At 66.9% G+C, this 24,475-nt stretch carries 25 protein-coding genes and 1 tRNA gene; 14 read left to right on the plus strand and 12 right to left on the minus strand.

Annotation, left to right across the window (positions count from 1 at the left end; all coding sequences use genetic code 11):
• Nucleotides 1-7: 7 nt before the first annotated feature.
• The 6 genes from AC4GYU_RS11605 to AC4GYU_RS11630 form a co-directional block, all read right to left on the minus strand.
• A complete protein-coding gene (locus AC4GYU_RS11605) occupies nt 8-709 on the minus strand; it encodes a fimbrial biogenesis chaperone (protein ID WP_491087109.1) in 702 nt (233 codons plus the stop codon).
• A 2-nt stretch (nt 710-711) separates the two neighbouring features.
• Nucleotides 712-1,209 carry a Csu type fimbrial protein gene (locus AC4GYU_RS11610; RefSeq protein WP_491087110.1) on the minus strand — a complete coding sequence of 166 codons (498 nt, stop codon included), beginning with the start codon at nt 1,207-1,209 and terminating at the stop codon, nt 712-714.
• Between the two features lie 101 nt (nt 1,210-1,310).
• Complete coding sequence (locus AC4GYU_RS11615) at nt 1,311-2,261, minus strand: isopenicillin N synthase family dioxygenase (RefSeq protein ID WP_491087111.1); 951 nt, start codon at nt 2,259-2,261, stop codon at nt 1,311-1,313.
• 55 nt (nt 2,262-2,316) lie between these two features.
• Complete coding sequence (locus tag AC4GYU_RS11620) at nt 2,317-3,600, minus strand: NupC/NupG family nucleoside CNT transporter (protein WP_491087112.1); 1,284 nt, start codon at nt 3,598-3,600, stop codon at nt 2,317-2,319.
• Nucleotides 3,601-3,623: 23 nt separating this feature from the next.
• Nucleotides 3,624-4,205, minus strand: coding sequence for an LOG family protein (locus tag AC4GYU_RS11625; protein WP_491087113.1), 582 nt, complete (start codon nt 4,203-4,205; stop codon nt 3,624-3,626).
• Nucleotides 4,202-5,188, minus strand: coding sequence for an adenosine kinase (locus AC4GYU_RS11630; RefSeq protein ID WP_491087114.1), 987 nt, complete (start codon nt 5,186-5,188; stop codon nt 4,202-4,204). Before AC4GYU_RS11630 ends, AC4GYU_RS11625 begins: the two co-directional genes overlap by 4 nt.
• A gap of 77 nt (nt 5,189-5,265) precedes the next feature.
• Here AC4GYU_RS11630 and AC4GYU_RS11635 point away from each other — a divergent pair, with 77 nt between their 5' ends.
• From AC4GYU_RS11635 to AC4GYU_RS11650, 4 genes are all read left to right on the plus strand, one after another.
• Entirely contained in the window at nt 5,266-5,913 is a 648-nt protein-coding gene (locus AC4GYU_RS11635; RefSeq protein ID WP_491087115.1) for a queuosine precursor transporter, read from the plus strand.
• 205 nt (nt 5,914-6,118) lie between these two features.
• Nucleotides 6,119-8,707 (plus strand): TonB-dependent receptor, encoded by a 2,589-nt coding sequence (locus AC4GYU_RS11640; protein ID WP_491087116.1) that lies wholly within the window; start codon nt 6,119-6,121, stop codon nt 8,705-8,707.
• 104 nt (nt 8,708-8,811) lie between these two features.
• Nucleotides 8,812-8,885: transfer RNA gene (locus AC4GYU_RS11645), tRNA-Gly, on the plus strand.
• A 50-nt stretch (nt 8,886-8,935) separates the two neighbouring features.
• The gene (locus AC4GYU_RS11650; RefSeq protein ID WP_491087117.1) at nt 8,936-10,384 is read left to right on the plus strand and encodes an AMP nucleosidase; all 1,449 of its coding nucleotides are present in this window, start codon (nt 8,936-8,938) and stop codon (nt 10,382-10,384) included.
• Nucleotides 10,385-10,393: 9 nt separating this feature from the next.
• On the opposite strand, the gene AC4GYU_RS11655 is transcribed toward AC4GYU_RS11650, so the two are convergent.
• Nucleotides 10,394-10,783: a hypothetical protein gene (locus AC4GYU_RS11655; RefSeq protein ID WP_491087118.1), complete on the minus strand. Its 390-nt coding sequence runs from the start codon at nt 10,781-10,783 to the stop codon at nt 10,394-10,396.
• Nucleotides 10,784-10,936: 153 nt separating this feature from the next.
• Between AC4GYU_RS11655 and AC4GYU_RS11660 the strand changes: the two genes are divergently transcribed.
• Both AC4GYU_RS11660 and AC4GYU_RS11665 read left to right on the plus strand, forming a co-directional pair.
• Entirely contained in the window at nt 10,937-12,208 is a 1,272-nt protein-coding gene (locus tag AC4GYU_RS11660) for a nucleotide sugar dehydrogenase (protein WP_491087119.1), read from the plus strand.
• Nucleotides 12,209-12,232: 24 nt separating this feature from the next.
• Complete coding sequence (locus tag AC4GYU_RS11665) at nt 12,233-13,519, plus strand: sugar transferase (protein WP_491087120.1); 1,287 nt, start codon at nt 12,233-12,235, stop codon at nt 13,517-13,519.
• A 4-nt stretch (nt 13,520-13,523) separates the two neighbouring features.
• Here AC4GYU_RS11665 and AC4GYU_RS11670 read toward each other — a convergent pair whose 3' ends face one another.
• Nucleotides 13,524-14,888 carry an alpha-amylase family glycosyl hydrolase gene (locus tag AC4GYU_RS11670; RefSeq protein WP_491087121.1) on the minus strand — a complete coding sequence of 455 codons (1,365 nt, stop codon included), beginning with the start codon at nt 14,886-14,888 and terminating at the stop codon, nt 13,524-13,526.
• Nucleotides 14,889-15,001: 113 nt separating this feature from the next.
• Between AC4GYU_RS11670 and AC4GYU_RS11675 the strand changes: the two genes are divergently transcribed.
• The 4 genes from AC4GYU_RS11675 to trmFO all read left to right on the plus strand — a co-directional run bounded on the left by AC4GYU_RS11675 (nt 15,002) and on the right by trmFO (nt 18,402).
• Nucleotides 15,002-15,559 carry a GbsR/MarR family transcriptional regulator gene (locus AC4GYU_RS11675; protein ID WP_491087358.1) on the plus strand — a complete coding sequence of 186 codons (558 nt, stop codon included), beginning with the start codon at nt 15,002-15,004 and terminating at the stop codon, nt 15,557-15,559.
• An 80-nt stretch (nt 15,560-15,639) separates the two neighbouring features.
• Entirely contained in the window at nt 15,640-16,008 is a 369-nt protein-coding gene (locus AC4GYU_RS11680) for a hypothetical protein (RefSeq protein ID WP_491087122.1), read from the plus strand.
• Between the two features lie 29 nt (nt 16,009-16,037).
• Entirely contained in the window at nt 16,038-17,015 is a 978-nt protein-coding gene (locus AC4GYU_RS11685) for an SRPBCC family protein (protein ID WP_491087123.1), read from the plus strand.
• A 55-nt stretch (nt 17,016-17,070) separates the two neighbouring features.
• Complete coding sequence (gene trmFO / locus AC4GYU_RS11690) at nt 17,071-18,402, plus strand: methylenetetrahydrofolate--tRNA-(uracil(54)-C(5))-methyltransferase (FADH(2)-oxidizing) TrmFO (protein ID WP_491087124.1); 1,332 nt, start codon at nt 17,071-17,073, stop codon at nt 18,400-18,402.
• Nucleotides 18,403-18,405: 3 nt separating this feature from the next.
• On the opposite strand, the gene AC4GYU_RS11695 is transcribed toward trmFO, so the two are convergent.
• From AC4GYU_RS11695 to recR, 4 genes are all read right to left on the minus strand, one after another.
• On the minus strand, nt 18,406-18,816 hold the full coding sequence (locus AC4GYU_RS11695) for a BLUF domain-containing protein (protein WP_491087125.1): 411 nt from the start codon (nt 18,814-18,816) through the stop codon (nt 18,406-18,408).
• Nucleotides 18,817-18,882: 66 nt separating this feature from the next.
• Nucleotides 18,883-19,326, minus strand: coding sequence for an EF-hand domain-containing protein (locus tag AC4GYU_RS11700; protein ID WP_491087126.1), 444 nt, complete (start codon nt 19,324-19,326; stop codon nt 18,883-18,885).
• 60 nt (nt 19,327-19,386) lie between these two features.
• Nucleotides 19,387-19,968, minus strand: coding sequence for a hypothetical protein (locus AC4GYU_RS11705; protein ID WP_491087127.1), 582 nt, complete (start codon nt 19,966-19,968; stop codon nt 19,387-19,389).
• Nucleotides 19,965-20,561, minus strand: coding sequence for a recombination mediator RecR (recR, locus tag AC4GYU_RS11710; RefSeq protein ID WP_491087128.1), 597 nt, complete (start codon nt 20,559-20,561; stop codon nt 19,965-19,967). The genes AC4GYU_RS11705 and recR overlap by 4 nt, the downstream gene beginning before the upstream one ends.
• Before the next feature lie 49 nt (nt 20,562-20,610).
• On the opposite strand from recR, the gene fmt reads away from it, so the two are divergent.
• Genes fmt through cysK form a run of 4 tightly spaced genes read left to right on the plus strand, consistent with a single transcriptional unit; the run spans nt 20,611 to nt 24,474 of the window.
• Nucleotides 20,611-21,510, plus strand: coding sequence for a methionyl-tRNA formyltransferase (gene fmt / locus AC4GYU_RS11715; protein ID WP_491087129.1), 900 nt, complete (start codon nt 20,611-20,613; stop codon nt 21,508-21,510).
• Nucleotides 21,507-22,259 (plus strand): tRNA pseudouridine(38-40) synthase TruA, encoded by a 753-nt coding sequence (gene truA, locus AC4GYU_RS11720; RefSeq protein ID WP_491087130.1) that lies wholly within the window; start codon nt 21,507-21,509, stop codon nt 22,257-22,259. The genes fmt and truA overlap by 4 nt, the downstream gene beginning before the upstream one ends.
• A gap of 5 nt (nt 22,260-22,264) precedes the next feature.
• Complete coding sequence (locus AC4GYU_RS11725) at nt 22,265-23,545, plus strand: MFS transporter (protein WP_491087131.1); 1,281 nt, start codon at nt 22,265-22,267, stop codon at nt 23,543-23,545.
• Entirely contained in the window at nt 23,542-24,474 is a 933-nt protein-coding gene (cysK, locus tag AC4GYU_RS11730) for a cysteine synthase A (protein WP_491087132.1), read from the plus strand. Before AC4GYU_RS11725 ends, cysK begins: the two co-directional genes overlap by 4 nt.
• The last annotated feature ends 1 nt before the right edge of the window (nt 24,475 follow it).

Raw genomic sequence — 24,475 nt, forward strand, 5'->3', positions numbered from 1 at the left:
CGCCGGCTCAGTCGCGCGACCGTTCGACCGGGTGGCGCTGGCCCGCGCCGTCGACGATCTCGATGCTGCGGATGTCCCCTGCGGCGAGGTCACCGGAAAGCGATCGGCTCGATCCGGCCAAAAGGTATAGGGAGCGGTCGAGCGTGATCGGCCCCGCGCCGGCGCGACCGATCACCAGCCGCGCAACGAGAATACTCGCGCTGCCGTCGTTGCGGAGGCGCGGCGCTCCGTCCGGTCCCGATGACCAGCGGACGAGCGGCCGCGCGGTCTTTGGCGTGCGAAGGACCGGGAGGCTGAGGCGCAGCAAGGTGCGCATGGTGCCGGGCATCGGCTCGCCCTCGGGCAATTCGTCGACGATCAGCCGAAAGCTGTCTTCGCCCGCACCGCTCGGCGGCGGCAGGCTGCAGCGCACCAACCTCTTCTGCTGCGGCGAGAGGGTCAGGATCGCGGGGTTGAGCCCTATTCCGGCAGGCTCGAGAATGTCCGAGCCGTTCGGGTCCTGCCGCCAGCGAAAGCCGCGAACCTGGACCGAAACCGGTTTCTCCCCCTGGTTGCTGACGTTCAGTGCGCAGAAGCTCGACGCGGGCGCGACCATGATCCGGATGGGGACGACGGCGATGCGTCCCGCTGCGGCCGGCGTGGAGAGCGCAACGCCCGCGAGGACCATGATCGCAAGCCACCGCCCGGGGCCGAGGCGCTTTCCCGGCATGGCTAGTAGGTGACCGTGACGATGACGGTGTCGGAATAATTCCCGGCCGGGAGATTCTGCTGGGCTGCGATCTGGCCATAGACGGTCAGCACCGACGGGGAGGCGGTGGCGGTGATCGCGGCGGGTGTGTTGACCCCGGCGGTATTGCCCCAGTTGGTGGTCCGCGCGGAATCGCTGAACAGGCTGTAGCTCAGGCGATTGGCCGCGTTGCTCATCTGGCGCGTGGTCACCGTCGCACCCGCCGCCGAGCCCGCGTCGAGGCCGACGGTGAAGCTCGTCCCCGTGGTGCAGGTCACGGTGATGCTGCTGGTCGCGTTGGTCGGACTGGCGCTGACCGGATCGTAATTGCCGAAGGCCAGGGCCGAGGCGCTGACAAGGCAGCTGTTCTGGACCGTCGCCGAGACGTTCATCGTCGTCGTCGCGGTCCCGGCCTGCGCCGCATCGGCGGCACACATCAGGACCGTGAAGACCGCCGGCGCGAGAAGCTTGTTAATTCGCATGTTGACCGCCCTTCGACAGCGCCAATTGAACGGCGCCGCCTAACGGTGGTCTAAGCAAAGGTCCGAAGCGGACCGATCGCGGCCCGCGTCAGTGGGTCAGGTCAGGCGAGCTTGATCTCGCGCAGCCGCTCCATGAGATAGTCGTGGCTGCTGATCGGCGGCCACTTCGGCTCCTCCCCCGCCGGCACCGTGCCGGGCAGCGCCTCGATCATGAAATCGGGGCGGAAATGGAGGAAGAAAGGCATCGAATAGCGGGCGTTGCTGGCCCGGTCGGGGGTCGGATTGACCACCCGGTGCGGAGTTGAGCGCAGCTTGCCGTTGGTCAGCCGCTGCAGCATGTCGCCGATGTTGATGACGAGTTCGCCGGGCTTCGGCGAAACCGGGATCCAGCGCCCGTCGCGGGTCTTGAGCTCAAGCCCCGCTTCCTCGGCGCCGAGCAGCAGGGTGATGGTGTTGATGTCCTCGTGCGCGCCGGCGCGGATATGCTCGCCGGTCGCTTCCTGCTGCGGGGGATAGTGGAGCAGGCGGAGCACCGAATTGCCGTCGCGGACGGTGTCGGTGAAATAATCCTCGTCGATCCCGAGATAGCGGGCGATCGCCTTCAGCACCGTGACGCCCGTGCGGTCGAAGGTGTCGTAGAGCTCGAGGAAGGTTTCCTTGAAGCCCGGCACTTCGTCCGGCCAGACATTGTCGGCCATGACGTCGCGGAAGCTGTGCCCCGGGGTCAGCTCGCGCCCGACATGCCAGAATTCCTTGAGGTCGTGCGCCTTGGCGCCCTTGGCGGTCTCGATCCCGAACGGCGTGTAGCCGCGCGCGCCGCCGCTTCCGAGCGCGTAGCGGCGCTTCACCACCTCCGGCAGCGCGAAGAAGGCCCTGGCCTTCTCCTCGGCGCGCGCGATCAGCTCGTCCGGGATGCCGTGGTCGGCGAGGACGGCGAAGCCATATTCCTCGAAGCTCCGCCCGAGCTTGCGGGCAAAGGCATCCTGATCGCGGTCAGCCTCGGTCAGCGAAACGGAGGCGATGTTGTCGGCGGCGAAAGTCTCGGTGGTCATGCGGGCGCCTTAATCCGCTCGGCGCCCGCTCGCAAATGATTGAGATCAATCGGTCCTAGGGCAGCATGATCCCGGCGAGCGCGGCGCTCATCAGATTGGCGAGGCTGCCCGCCAGCAGGGCCTTGAGGCCGAGGCGGGCGATCACCGGGCGCTGGTTGGGCGCGAGCCCGCCGGTCACCGCCATCTGGATCGCGATCGACGAGAAATTGGCAAAGCCGCACAGGGCGAAGGTGACGATCGCCCGGCTCCGGTCGGTCAGCGCGGCGGCCGGACCGGCGGCATTGCCAAGCTCAATGAAGGCAACAAATTCGTTGAGGACGATCTTGGTCCCGAACAGCCCGCCGGCCGTACCCGCCTCGCTCCAGGGAACGCCGATGAGATACATGATCGGCTGGAAGACGAGGCCGACCAGCTGCTGGAAGCTGAGGCCCGCGAAGCCGAGCCGGGCACCAATCCCGCCAAGAATGCCGTTGGCCAGCGCGACAAGCGCGACAAAGGCGAGCACCATCGCGCCGACCGCGACCGCGAGCTTGACCCCGGTCTGTGCGCCCTGGGCGGCGGCCATGATGATGTTGGCGGGCTTCTCGCCTTCCTCGAAGGTCTCGGCGATCTCGATCGTCTCGGCCGGCGGACCGGCTTCGGCGCGCGCTTCGGCATTGGTCGGCGGCGCAAGGTCGCGCGCGTCGGGCATGATGATCTTGGCCATCAGGATGCCGCCCGGCGCCGACATGAAGGCGGCGGCGAGGAGATAGGGCAGATAGGTTTCGCCGAGCAGGCTGGCGTAGGCGGCGAGGATGGTCCCCGCGACCCCCGCCATGCCGACGACCATCAGGGTGAAGAGCTGCGCCGGGGCGAGGCTGGCGAGATAGGGCCGCACCACCAGCGGGCTTTCCGACTGGCCGACGAAGATGTTCGCCGCCGAACCGAGGGCCTCGACCCGGCCGATCCCCGTGATCCAGCCGATCGCGCCGCCGACCCAGCGGACCACGCGCTGCATGATGCCGAGATAGTAGAGGATCGAGACGAGGGCGGCGAAGAAGATGATCACCGGCAGCGCGCCGAGCGCGAAGGTGTTGTAGAGCGCCGGATTCTTGTCCTTGGCACCGAAGAGGAAGGCCGTGCCCTCGCCGGCATAGCCGAGAAGGTTGGAAACGCCGGTCGCCATTCCCTCGATGCCGGCCCGGCCCCACGGCGTGTAGAGCACGAGGAAGGCGATCGCCGCCTGCAGCGCGAAGGCCGCGCCGACGACGCGCAGGCGGATCGCCTTGCGGTCGCTCGAGAAGAGGAATGCGACGAGCAGGATCGCGACGATCCCGATCAGGCCGAACCAGTGACTCATTTCTATTCCCCGCCCCCCGGCGATTACCAGACCATGCCCTGCGTAGCGTTTGCCGCAGCTTCGTCCAGTTTGTTGATGGCGCCCTCGGGCGTGTCGGCGAGCAGCAGCTGCGCGCGGCGCGCCTGCGACAGGAAGCCCGAACCCGCAACATGATCCATGAAGCGGTCGAGGCCGTTCCAGAAGCCGTTGACGTTCAACAGGCAGAAGGGCTTGGCGTGATAGCCGAGCGCATTCCATGTCCAGGCCTCGAACAGTTCGTCGAGCGTGCCGATGCCGCCCGGCAGGCAGACGAAAGCGTCGCACAGCTCGGTCATCTTGGCCTTGCGCTCGTGCATGCCGGCGACCTGATGCAGTTCGGTCAGGCCAAGATGGGCGACTTCCTTGTCGACCAGGGCGGCCGGAATGACGCCATAGACCTTGCCGCCCGACTCCAGCATCGTGTCGGCGATGAGGCCCATCAGGCCGAGCTTGCCCCCGCCGTAGACGAGGTCGATCCCGCGTGCCGCCATCGCCCGGACGAGCGCGACGGCCGCGTCAGCGAAGGCAGCGTCATTGCCGGGCGAGGAGCCGCAATAGACGGCGATGCGGCGGATGGAATTGCTCACAGCTTCACCAGCTCGCTGAGATCGGCGACCGGGCGAGCGCCGAAGTGGCTGATGATCTCGGCCGCAGCAATCCCGCCGGTCATCAGCTGGCGGTCGATCGGGTGACCCTTGCAGCGCGCGGCGAGGAAGCCGGCGGCGAAGAGGTCGCCCGCGCCGGTGGTGTCGACCACCTCGCGAACGCCGATCGCCGGCACTTCGGTCTTCTCGCCATTCTCGAACGCGAGCGCGCCGGCGGGACCGCGGGTGAAGACCAGTGTCCCGACCTGCTTGGACAGGCGCTCGACCGCCGTGTCGAGATCGGGCGCATCGGCCAGCTGAAGGGCTTCGGATTCGTTGGCGAAGATGAGGTCGACGCCCCCGCCCGCGAGCAGTTGCTGGAGCGGCTCCTTGCGGCCCGGGAGGCAAACGCTCTCGCTGAGCGTGAAGGCGACGGTGCGCTGGGCGGCATGGGCGATGTCGATCGCCTTGAACATCGCCTGGCGCGGCAATTCGGGGCCGAACAGATAGCCCTCAAGATAGAGGATCGAGGCGCCGCGGATGGCCGCCTCGTCGACCGCCGCCGGTGGCAGGCAGTGTGCCGCGCCCGGGCAGGTGTTCATGGTCCGCTCGCCATCGGGCGTGACGAGGATCAGGCAACGACCCGTCGGCGGCCCGTCGACCAGCGGCGGAGTAGCGAAGTCGACTCCGAGGGCGCGCATGTCGTGGGTGAAGATGGTGCCGAGCTGGTCGTTGGCGATCTGCCCGACGAAGCCGACCTTCGCGCCCATCGCCGCCGCGCCCGCCATCGAGTTTGCGGCCGATCCGCCGCTCGTCTCGCGGGCGGTGCCCATGGCGTCGTAGAGCGCCAGCGCCTCGTCGGCGCCAAGCAGCTGCATCGCCCCCTTGGGAAGGGCGAATCGTTCAAGGAAGTCGGCGTCGCAGGTCGCGATCACATCGACCAGGGCATCGCCCATGGCGAGGATGTCGAGGCTGGTGGAGGTCACGAGGGCGGGCGGTTAGGGCGTGCGCGCAACAGGGTCAATGTTGCACTTTGATTTCGAGGCGTTACGCCTCCCCGCCCATGACGACTGACACCGCTTCGCCCGCCAAGCTGATCGCGCCCAGCCTGTTCGCGTTCGGCATCTTCTATGGCGGCATGGTCTGCATCGCCGGGGTGCTCGGCAACAAGCAGGTCGGCCTTGGCCCGCTCGCGGTCGAGGCCGGCATCTTCGCCTTCCTCCTGCTGGTGGTGACGAGCTCGTCGGTCGCCGAGCTGCACGGCCGGGCGATCGCCAACAAGCTCGTCATCTGGGGCTTCGTCCCGCTGCTGGTGAGCCTCGTGCTGAGCGAGATCGTCCTCGCCCTCCCCGCCAGCCCCGAGATGGATCCGAAGCGACTCGACGCCTTCACGCTGCTGATGAGCGGCACGCCGCGGATCTGGCTCGGCGGGATCCTCGCCTATGGCATCTCGACGCTTCTCAACGTCACCATCTTCTCGGCGCTGAAGGGCCGCGAGGGCTCGCGGCTGCTGGTCGTCCGCTCGGCGATCGCCTCCGCGCTCAGCCAGGCGGTCGACACGTTGATCTTCGTCACGGTCGCCTTTTACGGCGTCTTCCCGATCGCCACGCTGATGGGCGGCCAGATGCTGGCCAAGATCGTGCTTTCGGTTGTGTTCGTTCCGCCACTCATCGTCCTCTTCGTGAAGCTCGGGCGGCGTTTGGACCGGTAGGTCACTTGAAAATGACGGCTTAATTTGCTGTTAGCGCCCCCGAGTCGCGGGGGTGGCGACTGGCAGCGTTGTTTTTCGACAACAGAGGTTGGGATAGAGGGTGAGGCCGGTCCGGTCGTCACCTCTTTGTCTTAATCTCGCCCTAGCGGCCCCGGTGAACTGCACGAACACACGTCAGTCACTCTTCATCATCGGGGTTCAACACGTGAAAAAGCTACTTCTGCTTTGCACCACCGCAGCGGCCTTCATGCCGACCGCGGCCTTTGCTCAGTCGACCGGTACGGACGCGACCGAGAACAACAAGGAAGCCGAGGCGATCGTCGTCACCGGCACCCGCTCGCGCGGCATCAGCGGCGTGGTCGTCCCCGACGTTCCCAAGACCCGCTCGATCCTGACCAGCGACGTCCTCGCCCGCCAGTCGGAAGGCCAGTCGGTCCTGCAGTCGATCAACCTCATCCCGGGTGTCCAGTACACCAACAACGACCCCTATGGTTCGTCGGGCGGCAACCTCCGCATCCGCGGCTTCCCGGGTAACCGCGTCGCGCTGCTGTTCGACGGCCTGCCGCTGAACGACACCGGCAACTATGCCATCTTTGGCAACCAGCAGATGGACCAGGAAATCATCGACCAGGTGTCGGTGAACCTCGGCACCACCGACGTCGATTCGCCGACCCCGTCGGCCGCCGGCGGCGTCGTCAGCTACCGCACCCGCGTCCCGGGCAAGGAATTCGGTGGCCTGCTGAAGGGCACCATCGGTGAGAACGACTACACCCGCGTGTTCGGCATGATCGAGACCGGCGACATCGCCGGCACCGGCATCCGCGGCTTCATCTCGGGCTCGAACCAGAAGTACGACAAGTTCAAGGGCCCGGGCGAACTGCGCAAGCAGCAGGGCAATGCCCGCCTGTACAAGCCGCTCGGCACCAACGGCGACTTCATCAGCCTCGCCTGGCACTACAACCGCAACCGCAACAACGCGTACAACAACGGCACGGTCGCCGACTATCTGGTCAACCGCGACTTCGACAACATCGAGCAGTGCGCGCGCGACCTTCCGACCACCGGCGTTGCCGATGATGACGGCTCGAGCTCGACCGCGAACTCGAACGTCGTCGGTCTCGCTCCGTCGACCTGCACCAACTATTACAACCTGCGCATCAACCCGTCGAACACGGGCAACTTCCGCGGTGCGATCAAGCTGACCCTGGCTCCGGGCCTGATCTTCACGGCCGACCCGGGCTACCAGCACGTCCTCGCCAACGGCGGCGGCACCGCCACCGTGCGCGAGAACGACGCTCGCCTGCGCGTCGGTTCGACCGCCACCGGCTTCGACCTCAACGGCGACGGCGACACGATCGACATCGTCCGCCTCTATCAGCCGAGCAACACCCGCACGAAGCGCTACACGCTGCTGTCGTCGCTGGTGTACGAGCTGTCGGAAAGCCAGCGCGTCCGTCTCGCCTACACCTTCGACCGCGGCCGTCACCGGCAGACCGGCGAGTTCGGGCGTCTCGAAACCAACGGCGACCCGATCAGCCCGTTCGGCGGCAAGTATAACGACCAAGCCGTCGTCCTTGGCGCCAACGGTGCCGTCCTCCAGAACCGCGACCGTCTTTCGATCGCCCAGCTCCAGCAGCTGAGCTTCGAATATTTCGGCAAGTTCCTGGACAACCGTCTGACTGCCACCGTGGGCATCCGCGCGCCGTGGTTCAAGCGTGAGCTGAACCAGAACTGCTACACGTCGAACGGCACCTTCGTGTTCGGCGGCGCCAGCACCAGCACGGGCGGCGTCAGCGTTACCGCGGGCAACCCCTACTGCACCAGCAACCCGACCCCGATCCTGCCGGGCGCGACCCCGACCAACCCGTTCGCGGGTGCGGGCACGTCCTACTTCCTGCCGTTCGAGCGGACGGTGAAGTACAGCCCGATCCTTCCGTCGGGCGGCGTGTCGTACGACTTCTCGGGCGGCCACAGCCTCTATGCCAGCTACGGCAAGAACTTCTCGTCGCCGTCGACCGACAACCTCTATCGTTCGGTCGTGCTGGATCCGAAGCCGGAAACCACCAACAGCTACGAGTTCGGCTACCGCTATCGCTCGGGCAACCTGCAGGCGCAGCTCGCCAGCTACTATGTCGACTACAAGAACCGCATCGTCACGGCGCAGGATCTCGATCCGGCCAGCCCGACCTTCGGTTCGACCGTCGATCGTAACGTCGGCGATGCCCGTGCCTACGGCTTCGACGGCCAGGTGAGCTTCCGTCCGCTCCGCAACACGACGCTGTACGGCTACCTTTCGTACATCGACTCGAAGATCAAGGAGAACGTCCTTGGTCGCGCGGGCGGCTCGAACTGCATCACCGGCACCACCGACACCGTCGCCAACACCTGCGCCGTCGTCCTGACCAAGGGCGCGCAGTTCGTCGAGACGCCGAAGTGGAGCTGGGGCGGCCGCGTCCAGCAGGACGTCAGCTTCCTGTCGTTCAGCCTGCAGGCCAAGTGGACCGGCAAGCGCTACTCGACCGACGACAATGGTCGCGTCGGCGCGCTCGCCAATGTCGGCAACCTGCCGATCTCGACCAACGGCCGCACCGAGGACTTCTTCCTCGTCGACGGTGACGTCCGCGCCAAGCTCGATGCGCTGCTCCCGGGCCTCTATGCCCGCGCCAGCGTGGTGAACCTGTTCAACAAGTTCTACTTCGCGAACATCAACACCCAGAACAACCTGGCCGGCAACCCGCGCTTCTCGGTCGGTGCTCCGCGCACCTTCCAGGCGACGCTGGGCCTCGACTTCTAAGGTCGACCGACTTCGTTCGAAGGGAGGCGTCGCGGGCAACCGCGGCGCCTCTTTTCTTATGGGGAAAGCTGTGGCATCGGCCCGCCGTGCCCACGGCGACGCGGGCGGGTATGATGTAATGGTAGCCTGTCAGCTTCCCAAGCTGAACGCGCGGGTTCGATTCCCGCTACCCGCTCCAGTCCCGGCGCCCGGCCCTTGCCCCGCGACCGCTTTCGGTTACAGGAGGCCATGCCTGACATCGAAACGATCCTCGACGAACTCGAGACCATTTTCGACGGCTCCGTCCGTAATCTCCGCCGCGCCCTGATCGCTTATGTGCGCGAAGGCATCCGCCCCGAGGCCTCGGCCCGGGCCGACGGCTGCTTTGCCTATCCGGAGCTGCGGATCGATTATGACCCGTCGACCCCGCCGCCCCTCCCCGCCCGCGCCTTCGCCCGGCTGAACCAGCCCGGCATCTATGTCGCGAGCATCGCCCGGCCGGCGCTGTTCCGGGAATATCTCCGCACCCAGCTCGAGCATCTCTGCCGCGACTATGACGTGAAGGTCAGTGTCGGCCGCTCGGCGAGCGAGATCCCCTACCCTTATGTCCTCGACGGGAGCGACGACCTCCAGCTCGGGGGCATCCAGTCGGCCGAGCTCGGGCGCTGGTTCCCGACCACCGAGCTGGTCCATATCGGCGACGAGATCGCCGACGGCGACTGGGACATGTCGCGTCATTCGACCCGGCCGCTGGCGCTCTTCGACGGGCCGCGGACCGACTTCAGCCTCGCCCGGCTGAAGCATTATACCGGAACGCCGACCGAGCATTTCCAGCGCTTCATCCTCTTCACCAACTACGTCCGTTACGTGGACGAGTTCGTGCGCTTCGCCGCGGATGCGCTGCGCGAGGAGGGCAGCCCCTACCAGGCGCTGTCGGTCCCGGGCGGGCGCTACGAGAAGGGCATGCTCGACAATGCCGAGGCGGAGATTGCGTCGGGCTCGTGGCGGCGCTTCCAGATGCCCGCCTATCACCTGATCGGGCCCAATGGCGACGACGGCATCACCCTCGTCAACATCGGCGTGGGGCCGAGCAACGCCAAGACGATCTGCGACCATATCGCGGTGCTTCGTCCTGAGGTGTGGCTGATGATCGGCCATTGCGGAGGCCTGCGCCCGAGTCAGACGATCGGCGACTATGTCCTCGCCCACGCCTATCTGCGCGACGACCATGTGCTGGACGGCATCCTGCCGGTGGAGATTCCGATCCCCGCGATCGCGGAAGTCCAGACGGCGCTGTTCAACGCCGCCGCAAAGGTGACCGGTGAGGAAGAGGAGACGCTCAAGAAACGGCTTCGGACGGGAACGGTCGTGACGACCGACGACCGGAACTGGGAGCTGCGCTACACCGACTCGGCGCTGCGCTTCAATCAGAGCCGCGCGGTCGCCATCGACATGGAGAGCGCCACGGTTTCGGCCCAGGGCTATCGCTTCCGCGTGCCCTACGGGACCTTGCTATGCGTGTCGGACAAGCCGCTGCACGGCGAGCTCAAACTTCCGGGCCAAGCCAACGCTTTCTACGAGCGGGCCATCAGTCAGCATCTGCGGATCGGCATCGAAACCCTGAACCTGCTGCGTGAGGAGGGCGACGCCCTCCACAGCCGCAAGCTCAGGAGTTTCGATGAACCGCCGTTCCGCTAGGGAGCGGGCTTAGCCGCGCTCGCCGGCCGAACGGGCCGGCTGGGCCGGCTGGTTGGTGGCATTGGCCAGCCAGCGGCTGGTCGCGCCACAGCTGCTGGTCGCGGTCACGCTCTGACCGGCCTGGAAGGGCTGGTTGTAGGGGAAGCACTCCGACGCGCCGCCGGTGCGCAGGCACAGCTGGCCGGCGTTGGCGGTCCAGCTCGCCGGAATGGCATTGCCGCTCGGCGTGGTGATGGTGGCGGTGCCGCCCGGCTGGAAGGTGATGTTGTTGACGACGCCATTGGTCTCGACCTGGACGGTCTGACCGGCGATTTCGGAGCCGGGCACCCACTGAGCGGCTGCCGCGGTCGACAGCAGGCTTGCGGCGGCAAGGCCGGCGGCGATGGTGAACTTGGTCATGCGGCATTCCCCTCGGTTGAACGAAAACTAGTCCGGTACATTGCAACTCCCGGAAAGCCGAACCGGTTGCAAGCAGAACTTCATCGGGAAGATTATCCCATAGGCAGTGGCAGAAGTGCACCCTATGGAGCCCCGGAAGACAACGAGGTTGGCGTGCGAGATCAGAAAATTGTGGTTATCGGCCTCGGCTACGTGGGGCTGCCGCTGGCTGTCGCCCTGGCCGAGCACGGAAATGTCATCGGCTTCGACATCGACGAAGGCCGGGTCGAGGAGCTTCGCCGCGGCGAGGACCGAACCCATGAGCTGACCAGCGAGCGCCTGTCGGCCTCCCCGCTCGCGCTCACTACCGACGTCGCCGATGCGCGCGGCGCCGACATCTACATCGTCACCGTGCCGACCCCCGTCGACCAGTCGAACCTTCCGGACCTGCGGCCGCTGATCTCGGCGACGCGGACGGTCGCTCAGATGATCGATCCCGAGCGCCCGGCCATCGTCGTCTACGAGAGCACCGTCTATCCGGGCGTCACCGAGGACATCTGCGGCCCCGAGCTCGAAAAGGCGGGCAACCTCGTCCGCGGCACTCATTTCCGCCTCGGCTACAGCCCCGAGCGGATCAATCCGGGCGATCGCGAGCATACGGTCGACCGGATCACCAAGGTGGTCGCAGGCGAGGATGCCGAGACCTCGGCAACGCTGGTGGCCATGTACGGCCGGATGAACGGCGGCCGGATCTTCGAGGCGGCCTCGATCAAGGCGGCGGAAGCGGCCAAGGTGATCGAGAACGCCCAGCGCGACATAAACATCGCCTTCATCAACGAGATCACGCAAATCTTCGCCAAGCTCGACCTGTCGATCTGGGACGTGCTCGCCGCGGCCCGGACGAAGTGGAACTTCCTCCCCTTCGAGCCCGGCCTCGTCGGCGGCCACTGCATCGGGGTCGACCCTTATTATCTTGCCCACCGGGCGCGCGAGCTCGGCCACTGGCCGCGGATCATCCTTGCCGGACGCGAGACCAACGACGGCATGGGCGAGTGGATCGGCGACCGCCTCCACGAGCAGCTCGGCAAGAAGAGCTCGCGGGTCCTGATCCTCGGCCTGACCTTCAAGGAAAATGTGCCCGACCTGCGCAACAGCCGGGTGATCGACGTCATCCGCCGCCTCGAATGGCTCGGGCATGAGGTGAAGGTCGCCGACCCGCTCGCGCGCCCGGCCGAGGCCGAGCACGAATACGGCCTGACCCTGATCGATCCGGCAGCCGATACCGAGGGCTTCGACCTCGTGGTCGGCGCGGTCGCCCACGACGACTATCGTTCAATGTCGGCCGAGACCCTCTCGGCCTTGCTCCGCGACGGCGGACAATTGGCCGATCTCAAGCGCTTGTGGCAAGATCGGGTGCCATCTGGCATACCCGTCTGGACCCTCTGATACGGTTGATCCCGCAGTAGCCGCATGATGTTGCAAGTTTCTCCCGTCCAGCATGTCCGCCGCAGTGGCTGGCTTTCGCGCCGGCGCGTGCAGCTTCTTGGCGCGATCCTTATCGCCGCCGTGCTGCCGCTCGCCGCGCGGCTCCTGCTGACGCCCGAGAAACTGTGGATCTCGACCTTCAATGCCTTCTACGCGAACGTGGTGGCGGTCGCAATCGCGCTGTGGCTGCGGCTCAGCGTCGAGCCCTATCCGGGCATCCGCTCAAGTCTCGTCATCCTCCCGACCTGCGCGGTCGCGCATGGCGCGGTGCTGGCCTTCTTCTTCTTCTCCCGACTGCCCTACGACCGCTCGTCCTTCCTCGCGGGCTTCCTGCTCCACGTCGTCTGGTTCTACTTCATCTACTTTCTCGTCCAGCGGCAGACGGTGATGCAGATCGGGGTCGTGCCCGTGGGCGAGGTCGACCAGCTCAAGGAGCTGGAGCGGATCAATTTCATCAGTCTCGAGGAGCCGAGCCTCGAGCTTGCCCGCCGCTGCGACGCGATCGTCGCCGACTTCAATGCTGACCTGTCGCCCGAGTGGGAAAGCTTCCTCGCCGACGCCGCGCTCGACGGGCTCATCGTCTACCAGGTGAAGCCGCTTGCGGAATCGGTGACGGGCCGGGTCGAGATCGACCATCTGTCGGAAAACAGCTTCGGCTCGCTGGTCCCGGCGCTCGGCTATTTCCACCTGAAGACGATCATCGACTTCGTCGCTGTGATCGCCGCCGCGCCGCTGATCGTGCCGATCATGCTGGGCGCCGCTTTGGCCATCAAGCTCGACGACGGCGGCCCGATCTTCTTCCGCCAGCGCCGCATCGGCCACCGCGGGCACGTCTTCCATGTGCTGAAATTCCGGACGATGCGGGTCAGCGATCAGCCCGGCAAGGACGCGCGCGCCGCCGCCATGACGGGCGACCTCGATCCGCGCATTACCCGGGTTGGCGGCTTCCTCCGCAAGAGCCGCATCGACGAGCTCCCGCAGGCCTGGAATATCCTCAAGGGCGAGATGAGCTGGATCGGCCCGCGCCCCGAGGCCGAGGTGCTCAGCCACTGGTATGTCGGCGAAATCCCCTTCTACCGCTATCGCCATGTGGTGAAGCCGGGGATTACTGGCTGGGCGCAGACCAACCAGGGCCATGTCGCGGAAGTCGACGAGATCCACCGCAAGCTGCAGTATGATTTCTACTATATCAAATACTTCTCGCCGTTCCTCGACCTGCTGATCGTCTTCAAGACGCTGCGGACGATGCTGACGGGCTTCGGCGCCCGGTAGGCGGTTACTCCACCGTCAGCAGGCGATAGCTCCATGGCGCCATGGTGAAGCTCGTCGCCGCATCCACCCTGACCGACTGGCCGCTGTCGAAATCCCTGTAGGTGCCGTCGGCCAGCCGCTCGGTGAACTTCACTGTCTGCGGCTCCTTCGAGAAGTTGAAGACGCCGAACACCTTCGCGTTGCCGGCGCTGCGGACGAAGGAAAATACTTTCTGCGGCCGGTCGTTCACCACGCCGACCATCCGCCCGCCCCACGGCGCGTTCCACATCGCCCGATTGCGGGTCTTGAGGGCGGCGAGCTTCGTGAACAGCGCCAGGTTCGGGTGATCGCGCCAGGCGATCGGGTCCTTCTCGAAGAATTTCAGCCGCTTCGGATTGCCCGCTTCCTCGCCATTGTAGATGAGCGGGATGCCTTCGCCGGCGAAAGCGAGCACGTGAACGTTCTTGAGCGCCGGCCCGAAGACTTCCTCGCCGGTCCCGTGCCAGGCGTTCTGGTCGTGGTTTTCGGCATAGACCATACGCATTGCGCCCTTGGGCCAGGCGCTTTCATTCTCGCTGAAATAGCCGAACAGCGCGCCGGTATCGGCCTTGCCCTGCGCCACCTCGGCCAGCGCATTGTACCAGCCCCAGCCGTAGGTCGCGTCGAACGCCTTGTCGTGGAGGTCGCGCATCTGCGCCTCGCCGAGCATGAAGACCGGCTTGATACGATCGGCGTCGGTGCGGACCTGCTCCCAGAAGTCGCGCGGAATGTAGGCGGCGACGTCGGCCCGGAAGCCGTCGATGTCGGCTTCGCGCACCCAGTAGAGCATGCTGTCCGCCATATATTGGCGCAGCGGCTCCTTGCTGAAGTCGAAGTCGATGATGTCGGACCAGTCCCACCAGGGCGTCGGCCGGAAATCACCCTTCCAGTCCCGATCGTACCAGTCGGGATGCTGTGCCACGAGCGGATTGTCCCAGGCGCTGTGGTTGGCGACCCAGTCGATGATGACCTTCATCCCCTGCCCGTGCGCGGCCCGCACGAAGCGCTGGAAGTCGGCCATCGTGCCGAGCTCGGGATTGACCGCGCGATAGTCCTTCACGCTGTAGGGCGAGCCTAGCGTCCCCTTGCGATTCTTCACCCCGATGGGATGGATCGGCATAACCCACAGGATGTCGACGCCCATGGCTTTCAGCCGCGGAAGCTGCGCCTCGGCGGCCCTGAACGTCCCCTCGGGCGTGAACTGCCGGGTGTTGATCTGGTAGATGACCGCGTCCTTGGTCCATTCGGGATGCCTGACCCCGCTCAGATCCTTCGGCGCATAGGGGCCGGCGACGGCGGTGGCGGGAAGAGCGACGGTCGCGAGGGCGGCGGCAAGGAGAAGGCGCTTCATCGGCCGAGTGAAGCATGGCCACGCCCGACCCGCCAGCCCGTGCACACGTATTCACCGCCACACGCACTACTCGCTTGCATTCTCGTATTTCTGTCGATACAGAAATGACTGTCATGAGAATCGTCGATCATCCCGATGCCAAGGCCTTCATCCTCCACTGGGGGGAGATGGGCACGCAATGGGGGGTCAACCGCTCGGTCGCGCAGCTTCATGCCCTTCTCTATCTCTCCGACCGGCCACTTCATGCGGAGGAGATCGTCGAGCAATTGGGCATCGCCCGCTCCAACGTCTCGACCGGCGTCCGCGAGCTTCAAAGCTATGGCATTGTCCGCCGGGTGCATGTCGAGGGCGACCGCCGTGACCATTTCGTCGCGGACACCGACCTGTGGGACATGCTGATGAAGATCGCCGCTGAGCGGAAGCGGCGCGAGATTGACCCGACCGTCCGGCTGCTCGAGGAACTGGCGGCAAAGCTCAAGAACGATCCCACCGCCCCGCCGCAAGTGCGCGAGCGGGTCACCCGTATGCACGAATTCATCGGCACGCTCGGCAATTGGTACGAGCAGGTGCGTAAATTGCCCAAGCCGACGCTGATCACCCTGATGAAGCTCGGCGCCAAGGTCGCCCGCTTCATTCCGGGCAGCGGCAAGGACGCCACCCCCCCGACCTGACCGCCAGGAAGATACCCACGGCAAATCCACGCGACTTAATTTCGGTTTCAACAGAAACGACTGAAGGAAAGGAAGCAAGCATGGTCGAGATTGCCTATCTGCTCTACCTGACGATCTCGCTTGGGATCACCGTCTGGGTCGCCCGCACCCTGTCGAAGAATGGCAAGGTCTTCCTCGTTCAGTGCTTCGGCCAGAACGACGAGCTCGCCACCTCGACTAACCATCTGCTCGTCGTCGGCTTCTACCTCGTCAACATCGGCTTCATCGCCCTCACCCTCAGCCTCGGCCGCGAACCGACGACCTGGCCGGAGATGATCCGCTTCCTGTCGAGCAAGGTCGGCCTCGCCGTGCTGGTTCTCGGCGGCATGCACTTCTTCAACATGTCGGCGATCGCCCGCTTCGGTCGCAAAGTTAACCAGTGGCTGGCCATGGAGCCGGTCGCCGCCTGAACAACATCAGCAAGCGCAGGAGAGCAGTCATGATCGACGATGTTCGGCAGGAAGGCGGTCGAAAGTCCGGACCGCGCCAGCTGCTCTCCGCGCTGTTGCTGGTCGGCGGCTTCGCGCTGGCCATCTACTTCCTGCTTGATTCGACCAGGTCGGAGGCGCTGATCAGCTTCACCTTCCTGCTGATCCTGCCGACCGCGCTTGCCGCCCTGCTCTGCTACCTCGCCGACCTCAGCGGCACGCGCTCGTTCGGCCATTATCAGAAAGTCATCTGGATCTTCGCCGGACTTGTTCTCCTCTCCTCGGTCATCGTCCTGCGCGAAGGAACAATCTGCATCCTGATGCTGATGCCTTTGTGGATCCCCTGCCTCTACCTCGGCGCCTATCTGACCCACCGACTCCGTCATCGCCGGGGCGACGGGCGGGTCTATTGCACCGGCCTCGTCACCTTCCCCCTCGCCGCCTTGCTGATCGAACCCCTGGTCCCGCTGCCGGTGGCGGAGGTCGACGTCACCCGCTCGCGCGTCATTGCCGCCAGCAGCGCGACGCTCTGGCCATTGCTCGAAGGCATCCCCGACGTCCGTGCCGGCGAAGGTCAATGGAATCTGTCGCAGGACGTGATCGGAGTCCCCCGCCCGCGCGGCGCGACGCTGGTCGGAAGCGGCCTCGGCGCCGAGCGGCGCGCGCGCTGGGACGATGGCATCGCCTTTCGCGAGACCATCGATCGCTGGCAGCCGGGCCGCGAGATCGGCTGGCGCTTCCAGTTGGACGATTTCCGCGGTTGGGACATGACCGACCGCCACCTCCTCCCCGACACGCCGACCTTCAAGGTGGTGAGCGGCAGCTACCGGATGGAGCCCATGGACGCCGGCCACACCCGCCTCACCCTCACCACTCGCTATCGCATCCGGACGCCGGTGAACGGCTATGCCCGGCTGTGGGGCGAGCTTTTCCTCGGCGACCTCCACAACAACCTTCTCGCGCTGGTGGCGAAGCGGGCGGAGGGCTGAAAGACCTGTTCAAGCGCCCTTCGCTCGGCGGCGGATCGGCGCTAAGGCGCTCCCCATGCAGGATATTCACATCGTCGGCGGCGGCCTTGCCGGATCCGAAGCCGCCTGGCAGCTCGCCGAGGCCGGGCTCAAGGTCCGCATCAGCGAAATGCGCGGCGGCGGGGACATGACCCCGGCGCACGAGACCGACCGCTTGGCCGAGATGGTCTGCTCCAACAGCTTCCGCTCGGATGATGCCGACAACAACGCCGTCGGCCTCCTCCACCAGGAAATGCGGCGGATGGGCAGCCTTGTCATGCGCTGCGCCGACGCGACCAAGGTCCCCGCCGGCTCGGCGCTGGCGGTCGATCGCGAGGGCTTCGCCGCCGAGGTCACTGCCGCGCTCGAGGCGCATCCCAACATCAGCATCGTGCGCGAACGGGTCGATGCCCTCCCCGACCATCCGACGATCATCGCGACCGGCCCCTTGACCGGCTCGAAGCTGGCCGAGGCGATCGCCGCCGAGACCGGAAAGGATGCGCTCGCCTTCTTCGACGCCATTGCGCCGATCGTCCACGGCGACAGCATCGACATGTCGGTCGCGTGGAAGGCCGCGCGCTGGGGCAAGGGCGGCGACGACTATATCAACTGTCCGCTGACCCGCGAACAGTATGACGCATTCGTCGCCGCGCTGAACGCTGGCGAGAAGACCGAATTCAAGGAGTGGGAAAAGGACACGCCCTATTTCGAGGGCTGCATGCCGATCGAGGTGATGGCCGAGCGCGGCGTCCAGACCCTGCGCTTCGGCCCGTTGAAGGGTGTCGGCCTCGACGATCCCAAGACCGGCCGCTGGCCCCATGCCTGCGTCCAGCTCCGCCAGGACAATGCGAGCGGCACCTTGTGGAACATGGTCGGCTTCCAGACCAAGCTGAAGCATGGCGAGCAGGTTCGCATCTTCCGCACCATTCCCGGGCTGGAGAATGCCGAATTCGCGCGGCTTGGCGGGATCCACCGCAACAGCTTCATCCGCTCGCCCGAACTGCTCGACCGGCAGCTTCGCCTGAAGAGCAAGCCCAATATCCGCTTCGCCGGCCAGATCACCGGCTGCGAAGGCTATGTCGAAAGCGCTGCCATCGGCCTCATCGCCGCCCGCTTCGCGGCGGCCGAGGCGCGTGGCGAGATGCTCGCTCCGCCGCCAAACACGAGCGCGCTGGGCGCGCTCCTCGGGCACATCACCGGCGATGCCAATCCCGAGACCTTCCAGCCGATGAACGTCAATTTCGGGCTGATGCCGCCGCTGCCCGAGCGCTTCCGGAAGGCAGACCGCAAGAAGGCCTACACTGATCGCGCCCGCGGCGACTTCGGCGAATGGCTGGCGGCGACCCAGACCGAGCTGGTCGCCGCCTGAGGCTCAGACCTCGACCGAGATCAGCTCGACCATGTCGGCGATGCGTTCGCGGATGGTGTTGGGCAGGCCCCTGGGGAGCGCCTCGAGCACATCCTCGTGCGCCTGCATGAACTGCGCGCGGACCCGCACCAGCTTCATCGACCAGTCGGCGAACAGCCGCGTGTCGGCCATCTGCGTCTCGCGGATCTCGACCGCGCTGTGACGGGGATCGCGGCGCAGACGCTCCATCAGCTCGTCGATCGTCTCCGGCGCGCCCTCGATCCACTGGAGGAAGTGGGTGCCGTTGAAGAGCAGCAGGCCGGTCACGCCGTCGAGCGCGTTGAGGTCGCGGGCGGTTTGGCCGATGTCGAAGAGCTGTTCCACGCTGAGATCGAGCGCGGCGAGGCTGGTGTAGGCGAGACGCTTGTACTGCAAGGGGAAACCCTTCCCGGACCGGAAGGGCCCCGTAACGATCTACCACCCGGCTAAGCTATTGGCAAATCAGCAGGAACAGACTGCCTTGCGCTTTGGCGGAGGAGGCGCGGTCGAGGCATATTCGGCCGGCGTCAGCCAGCCCGACCGGTCCTGATCGGCGCTTGCGAACTTGTCGACGGTCTTCGCCGCCCATTCCTCGAAGCTAAGCGCGCCATTGCCGTCCCTGTCGAGCTTGGCGAAGGCCTTGCGCCGGGGCTCGAACAGTTCGGCGGCGGTGATCCGCCCGTCATCGTCCTTGTCGGCCCGCGCGAACCTTTTCTCCTCCCGCGACTTGGGCGAAGCGAGCAGCGGGGCGCGGACCTCGGGCGTCGGGATGGCGACCAGCGGTGCGGCGGTCGCAACCGGCGGGGCTTCGGCGAGCTTGGGCGGGGCGGCGCTGCCCGTGAAATAGACGAAGGCACCCGAGGCGAGCAGGACGGCGGCGATGCCACCGGCGATGAGGCGGGTCATCAGTGACCTCCACAGACATCGATCCGGCGAGCGCCCTTTTCTGCCCTTCGCGAGCGGTCGTCAACGCCCCGTCAGACGGTGCCGGATGAGCGTCCAGGACCGGCCCGGCGTTGCCTCGGGTTCGGGCGGCCAGAAGCGCGCCGAATCGCGCCGGCCGAGCGCGTCGAGCAGGCTGACCGGACGCGCCGGCCGCGGACTCGTCACCGGCGCCGATTTTTCCAGCCAGGCCGGGTCGCCGGACCGCCGCGCAAGGTCCGCGCGCGAGAAGGCCTCGCCGCCGCGCACCTCGGTCCCGAGCAGCTTGCCCAGCAGGCCGAACAGCGCCCAGCCGCGCGGCCCGGGGTCGGGCTGCTCCTCGGTCAGCGCCAGCCAGGCCTCGGCAAGCCCTGCCAGATCGCCGCCCTTGAGGCCGAGCGGAAGGAGCTCCGCCACCACCTGCATCAGGAGGGGTTCGGGCGGCGCGGGCTGGGTGTCGAGCGCGGCCAGCTGATCGCGCCACCAGGCGATTTTGATTGCGCCGAGCGCCGGCTGCGCCGCGCCGAGGGCGATGTCGGCAAGCCGGTCGTCGAGCGCCAGCACGGTGTCAAAGGCCGGCCGCCGCGATTCGGGCCAGTGCAGCCGGACGAGATCGCGGTCCCTCATGCGACCGGGCGGCGCGCCCTCAGGGCCTGCGCGAGCGTGCCTTCGTCGAGATAGTCGAGCTCGCCGCCGACGGGCAGCCCATGCGCCAGCTGGGTCAGCCGCACCGGAAACTTCTCCAGCCGCTCGGCAAGGTAATGAGCGGTAGTCTGGCCCTCAAGCGTGGCGTTCATCGCCAGCACCACCTCGTCGATCCCCCCGGCCGCGACGCGGCGCAGCAAGGGCTCGACCGACAGGTCCTCGGGCCGCACCCCCTCGAGCGCCGAGAGCCGTCCGCCGAGCACATGGAAGCGTCCGGGAAACAGCCGCGAGCGATCGAGCGCCCACAGGTCGGACACTTCCTCGACCACGCAAAGGCTCTTGTCATCGCGGCGGGGGTCGGCGCAGATGGTGCAGGGGTCGCGCGTATCGACATTGCCGCAGATCGAGCAGGTCGACAGCCGCTCGGCGACGGTCTGGAGCGCCGCGAGCAACGGCATCAGCGCGCCCTCGCGCCGCTTCATCAGGTGCAGCACCGCACGCCGTGCCGATCGCGGCCCAAGGCCGGGAAGACGGGACAGCGCACCGGCCAGGGCTTCGATCTCTTGGCTCGCCATTTCCGTGCCATGTAGGAATTTGCGGCCCGCTAGGCCATAGCGCGCGGCTATGCGCCTCGTCTTCATGGGCTCGCCCGCCTTCGCCGTGCCGACGCTCGATGCCCTGGTCGCCGCCGGGCACGAGATTGCGGCCGTCTATTGCCAGCCGCCGCGGCCTGCCCAGCGCGGCAAGAAGCTCCAGCCGACCGCGGTGCAGCTGCGGGCCGAGGCGCTCGGCCTGCCCGTCCGTTCGCCCGAGCGGCTTCGCGGCGAAGAGGAACAGCAGGCGTTCGCGGCGCTCGACGCCGATGCCGCCGTGGTCGCCGCCTACGGCCTCCTCCTGCCGCAGGCGATCCTCGACGCGCCCCGCCGCGGCTGCCTCAACGTCCATGCGAGCCTACTCCCCCGCTGGCGGGGTGCCGCGCCGATCCATCGGGCAATCCTTGCCGGCGACGAGGAGACGGGAGTCACCATCATGCAGATGGAAGCCGGGCTCGACACCGGACCCATGCTGCGCGTCGGCCGCACCGCCATCGCCGACAAGAATGTCGCCGACCTTACCGAGGAGCTGGCGCTGATGGGCGCCCGGCTGATGGTCGAGGAACTTGCCGACCCTTCCACCCCTGTCGTCCAGCCCGCCGAGGGCGTCACCCACGCCCCCAAGATCGCCAAGGCCGAGGCACGGATCGACTGGACCCGCGCGGGCGCCTTTACCGAGCGCCAGGTCCGCGCCTTCTCGCCCTCGCCCGGGGCCTGGTTCGAGGCGGGCGGCGAGCGGATCAAGCTCCTCGCCGCGACCCTCACTCATGACCAGGGGGCGCCGGGAACGGTGCTCGACGAGGCACTGACCATCGCCTGCGGGACGGCGGCGCTTCGCCCGACCCTCGTCCAGCGCGCCGGCTCGCGCCCGATGAGCGTTCCCGACTTCCTGCGCGGCTTTCCGATCCCGCCCGGAACCCTCCTCGCGTGACCCGCTGGAAGCTGATCCTCGAATGGGACGGAGCGCCGTTCATGGGCTGGCAGCGCCAGGACCATGGTCCGTCGGTCCAGGGCGCGCTCGAGGAAGCGGCCCGGCGCATGACGGGCGAAGAAGTCACCGCTCACGCGGCGGGCCGGACCGACGCCGGGGTCCATGCGCTGGCGATGGCGGCGCACCTCGATCTGCAAAAGGAACTGACTGGCCATCGCCTGGCCGAAGGGTTGAACGCCCTCCTCCGTCCGCACCCCGTCGCAATCCTTTCCGCCGAGGAGGTCGCGCCCGACTGGCATGCGCGCTTCTCCTGCACCGGCCGCCGCTACCTCTACCGGATCAGCAATCGCCGGGCTCCGCTGACCCTCGACCGCGGGCGGGCCTGGCGCCTTGCCAAGCCGCTCGATGCCGGACGGATGGCCGAGGCCGCACGGCACCTCGTCGGCCACCATGACTTCACCACCTTCCGCTCGGTCCATTGCCAGTCGGACAGTCCGGTGAAGACCCTCGACCGGCTCGACGTCGAACGGGTCGGCGACGAGATCCATGTCGACGCGGCCGCCCGCTCCTTCCTTCATCATCAGGTTCGCTCGATGGTCGGCTGCCTCGGCATGGTTGGCATGGGCCAGTGGTCGCCCGAGCAGATGCGCGCGGCGCTCGAGGCCAGGGACCGCGCCGCCCTCGGGCTCAACGCCCCGGCCGAGGGCCTCTATTTCGCCGAGGCACTTTACCGGAGTCCGAACGCTTGAGCCCGATGCCCACTTCGCCACTCCAGATCCGCGACTTCCAGCTCTACTGGTGCGCGCGCTTCGCCGCCGTCCTCGCGACCATGGGGATGGTCGTGATCATCGGCTACCAGGTCTATGACGTCGCCCGCGCCGACTACGGCATGAGCATCCGTCAGGCCTCGCTGATGCTGGGCCTGCTCGGCGCGGTGCAATTCGTGCCGCTCGCGCTTTTGACCCCGGTCGCCGGCTGGACCGCCGACCGCTTCGAGCGGCGGACGGTGGCGCGCTGCGCCAATGCGGTCGACATGCTGGTGGCAATCAGCCTCGCGCTTACCACCGCTGCCGACGTCCTCAACCTCCCCTTGCTCTTCACCTTCGCCGCGCTCCACGGGGTCGCGCGGGTGTTCGTCGGCCCCTCCATGTCGTCGATCGCGCCCAATATCGTGCCGCCCGAGCTGCTCCCGAAGGCGATCGCCTTGTCGTCGATCGCCTGGCAGTCGGCCTCGGTCGCGGGGCCCGCGCTCGGCGGCTTCCTCTATGCCGCAGGCGCCCCCCTTCCCTACTGGACCGCGGCCGCGCTGATGCTCGTGGCGATCCTCTGCCTGACCCCCGTCCGGCGCATCGTCCCTCCGCCGATCGAGGGCCATCCGCACCCGATCCGACAAATGGTCGACGGCCTTACCTATGTCCGCCGTCACCGCTTCCTGCTCGGCGCCATCACCCTCGACCTGTTCGCGGTCCTGCTCGGCGGGGCGACGGCCATGCTTCCGGTCTTCGCCCGCGACATCCTCCAGGTGGGTACCGAGGGCCTCGGGCTGATGCGCGGCGCACCCGCGATCGGCGCGGCGCTGGTCGCCGGCTGGTTCGCTTGGCAGCCGCTCCGCAACAATGTCGGGATCAAGATGCTGTGGAGCGTCGCCGCCTTCGGCCTCCTCACCATCCTGTTCGGCCTGTCGGGCAATTTCCTCCTCAGCCTCGTCATCCTGGCTTTCCTCGGCGCGGCCGACATGCTGTCGGTCTATGTCCGCTCGAGCCTCGTCCAGCTCCACACGCCCGACATGATGCGCGGCCGCGTTTCGGCGGTAAGCGGGCTTGCCATCAGCGCGTCCAATGAGCTGGGCGAATTGCAGTCGGGCGTCGCCGCCGCTTTGCTCGGTCCGGTGGGCGCCGTGGTCGCCGGCGGGGCGGCAGCGGTTGGTATTGCGGGGGCGTGGTCCTATCTCTTCCCCGAACTGAAGCGGGCGAAGACCTTCGACCCGCCACCCGAAGTGCTCGCCAACGCCATCCAAGAGGAGAAGCCAGCGTGAAGGCCGACAATATCCTTCAGACCATCGGAGGAACCCCCCACATCCGCATCAATCGCCTGTTCGGCGGCAATGCGGAGGTCTGGATCAAGTCCGAACGGTCGAACCCGGCCGGCTCGGTCAAGGACCGCATCGCGCTTGCCATGATCGAAGCGGCCGAGCGTGACGGCCACCTCAAACCCGGCGGCACGATCGTCGAGCCGACCAGCGGCAACACCGGTGTCGGCCTCGCGATGGTCGCCGCGGTCAAGGGCTACAAGCTCATCCTCGTCATGCCCGACAGCATGAGCATCGAGCGGCGCCGCCTCATGCTGGCCTTCGGCGCGACCTTCGACCTGACGCCGCGCGAAAAGGGCATGAAGGGCGCGATCGCGCGGGCCGAGGAAATCGTCGCCGCGACCCCCGGCGCGTGGATGCCGCAGCAGTTCGACAATCCCGCCAACATCCAAGTCCATGTCGACACGACCGTTCCCGAAATTCTCGCCGACTTCGGTGACGACGATCGCGGTTTCGACGCGCTGATCACCGGCGTCGGCACGGGCGGGCACATCACCGCCGCCGGGCGCGAACTCAAGAAGCGCTGGCCGAACCTCAAGGTGTTCGCGGTCGAGCCGACGCTGTCGCCGGTCATCTCGGGCGGCGACCCCGCGCCGCACCCGATCCAGGGCATCGGCGCCGGCTTCATCCCGTCGAACCTCGACACGTCGATCCTCGACGGCGTCATCCAGGTCGCGCCGGAGGATGCCAAGGAAATGGCCCGCCGTGCCGCGCGCGAGGAAGGCATGCTGGTGGGGATCAGCTCGGGCGCGACTCTCGCCGCCATTGCCCAGAAGCTTCCCGAGCTCGGCGCCAATCCGCGCGTGCTCGGCTTTAACTATGATACGGGCGAGCGCTACCTGTCGGTGCCGGACTTCCTTCCCGAACAGGGTTGAT

The organism is Sphingomonas sp. SP2 (assembly GCF_058313385.1).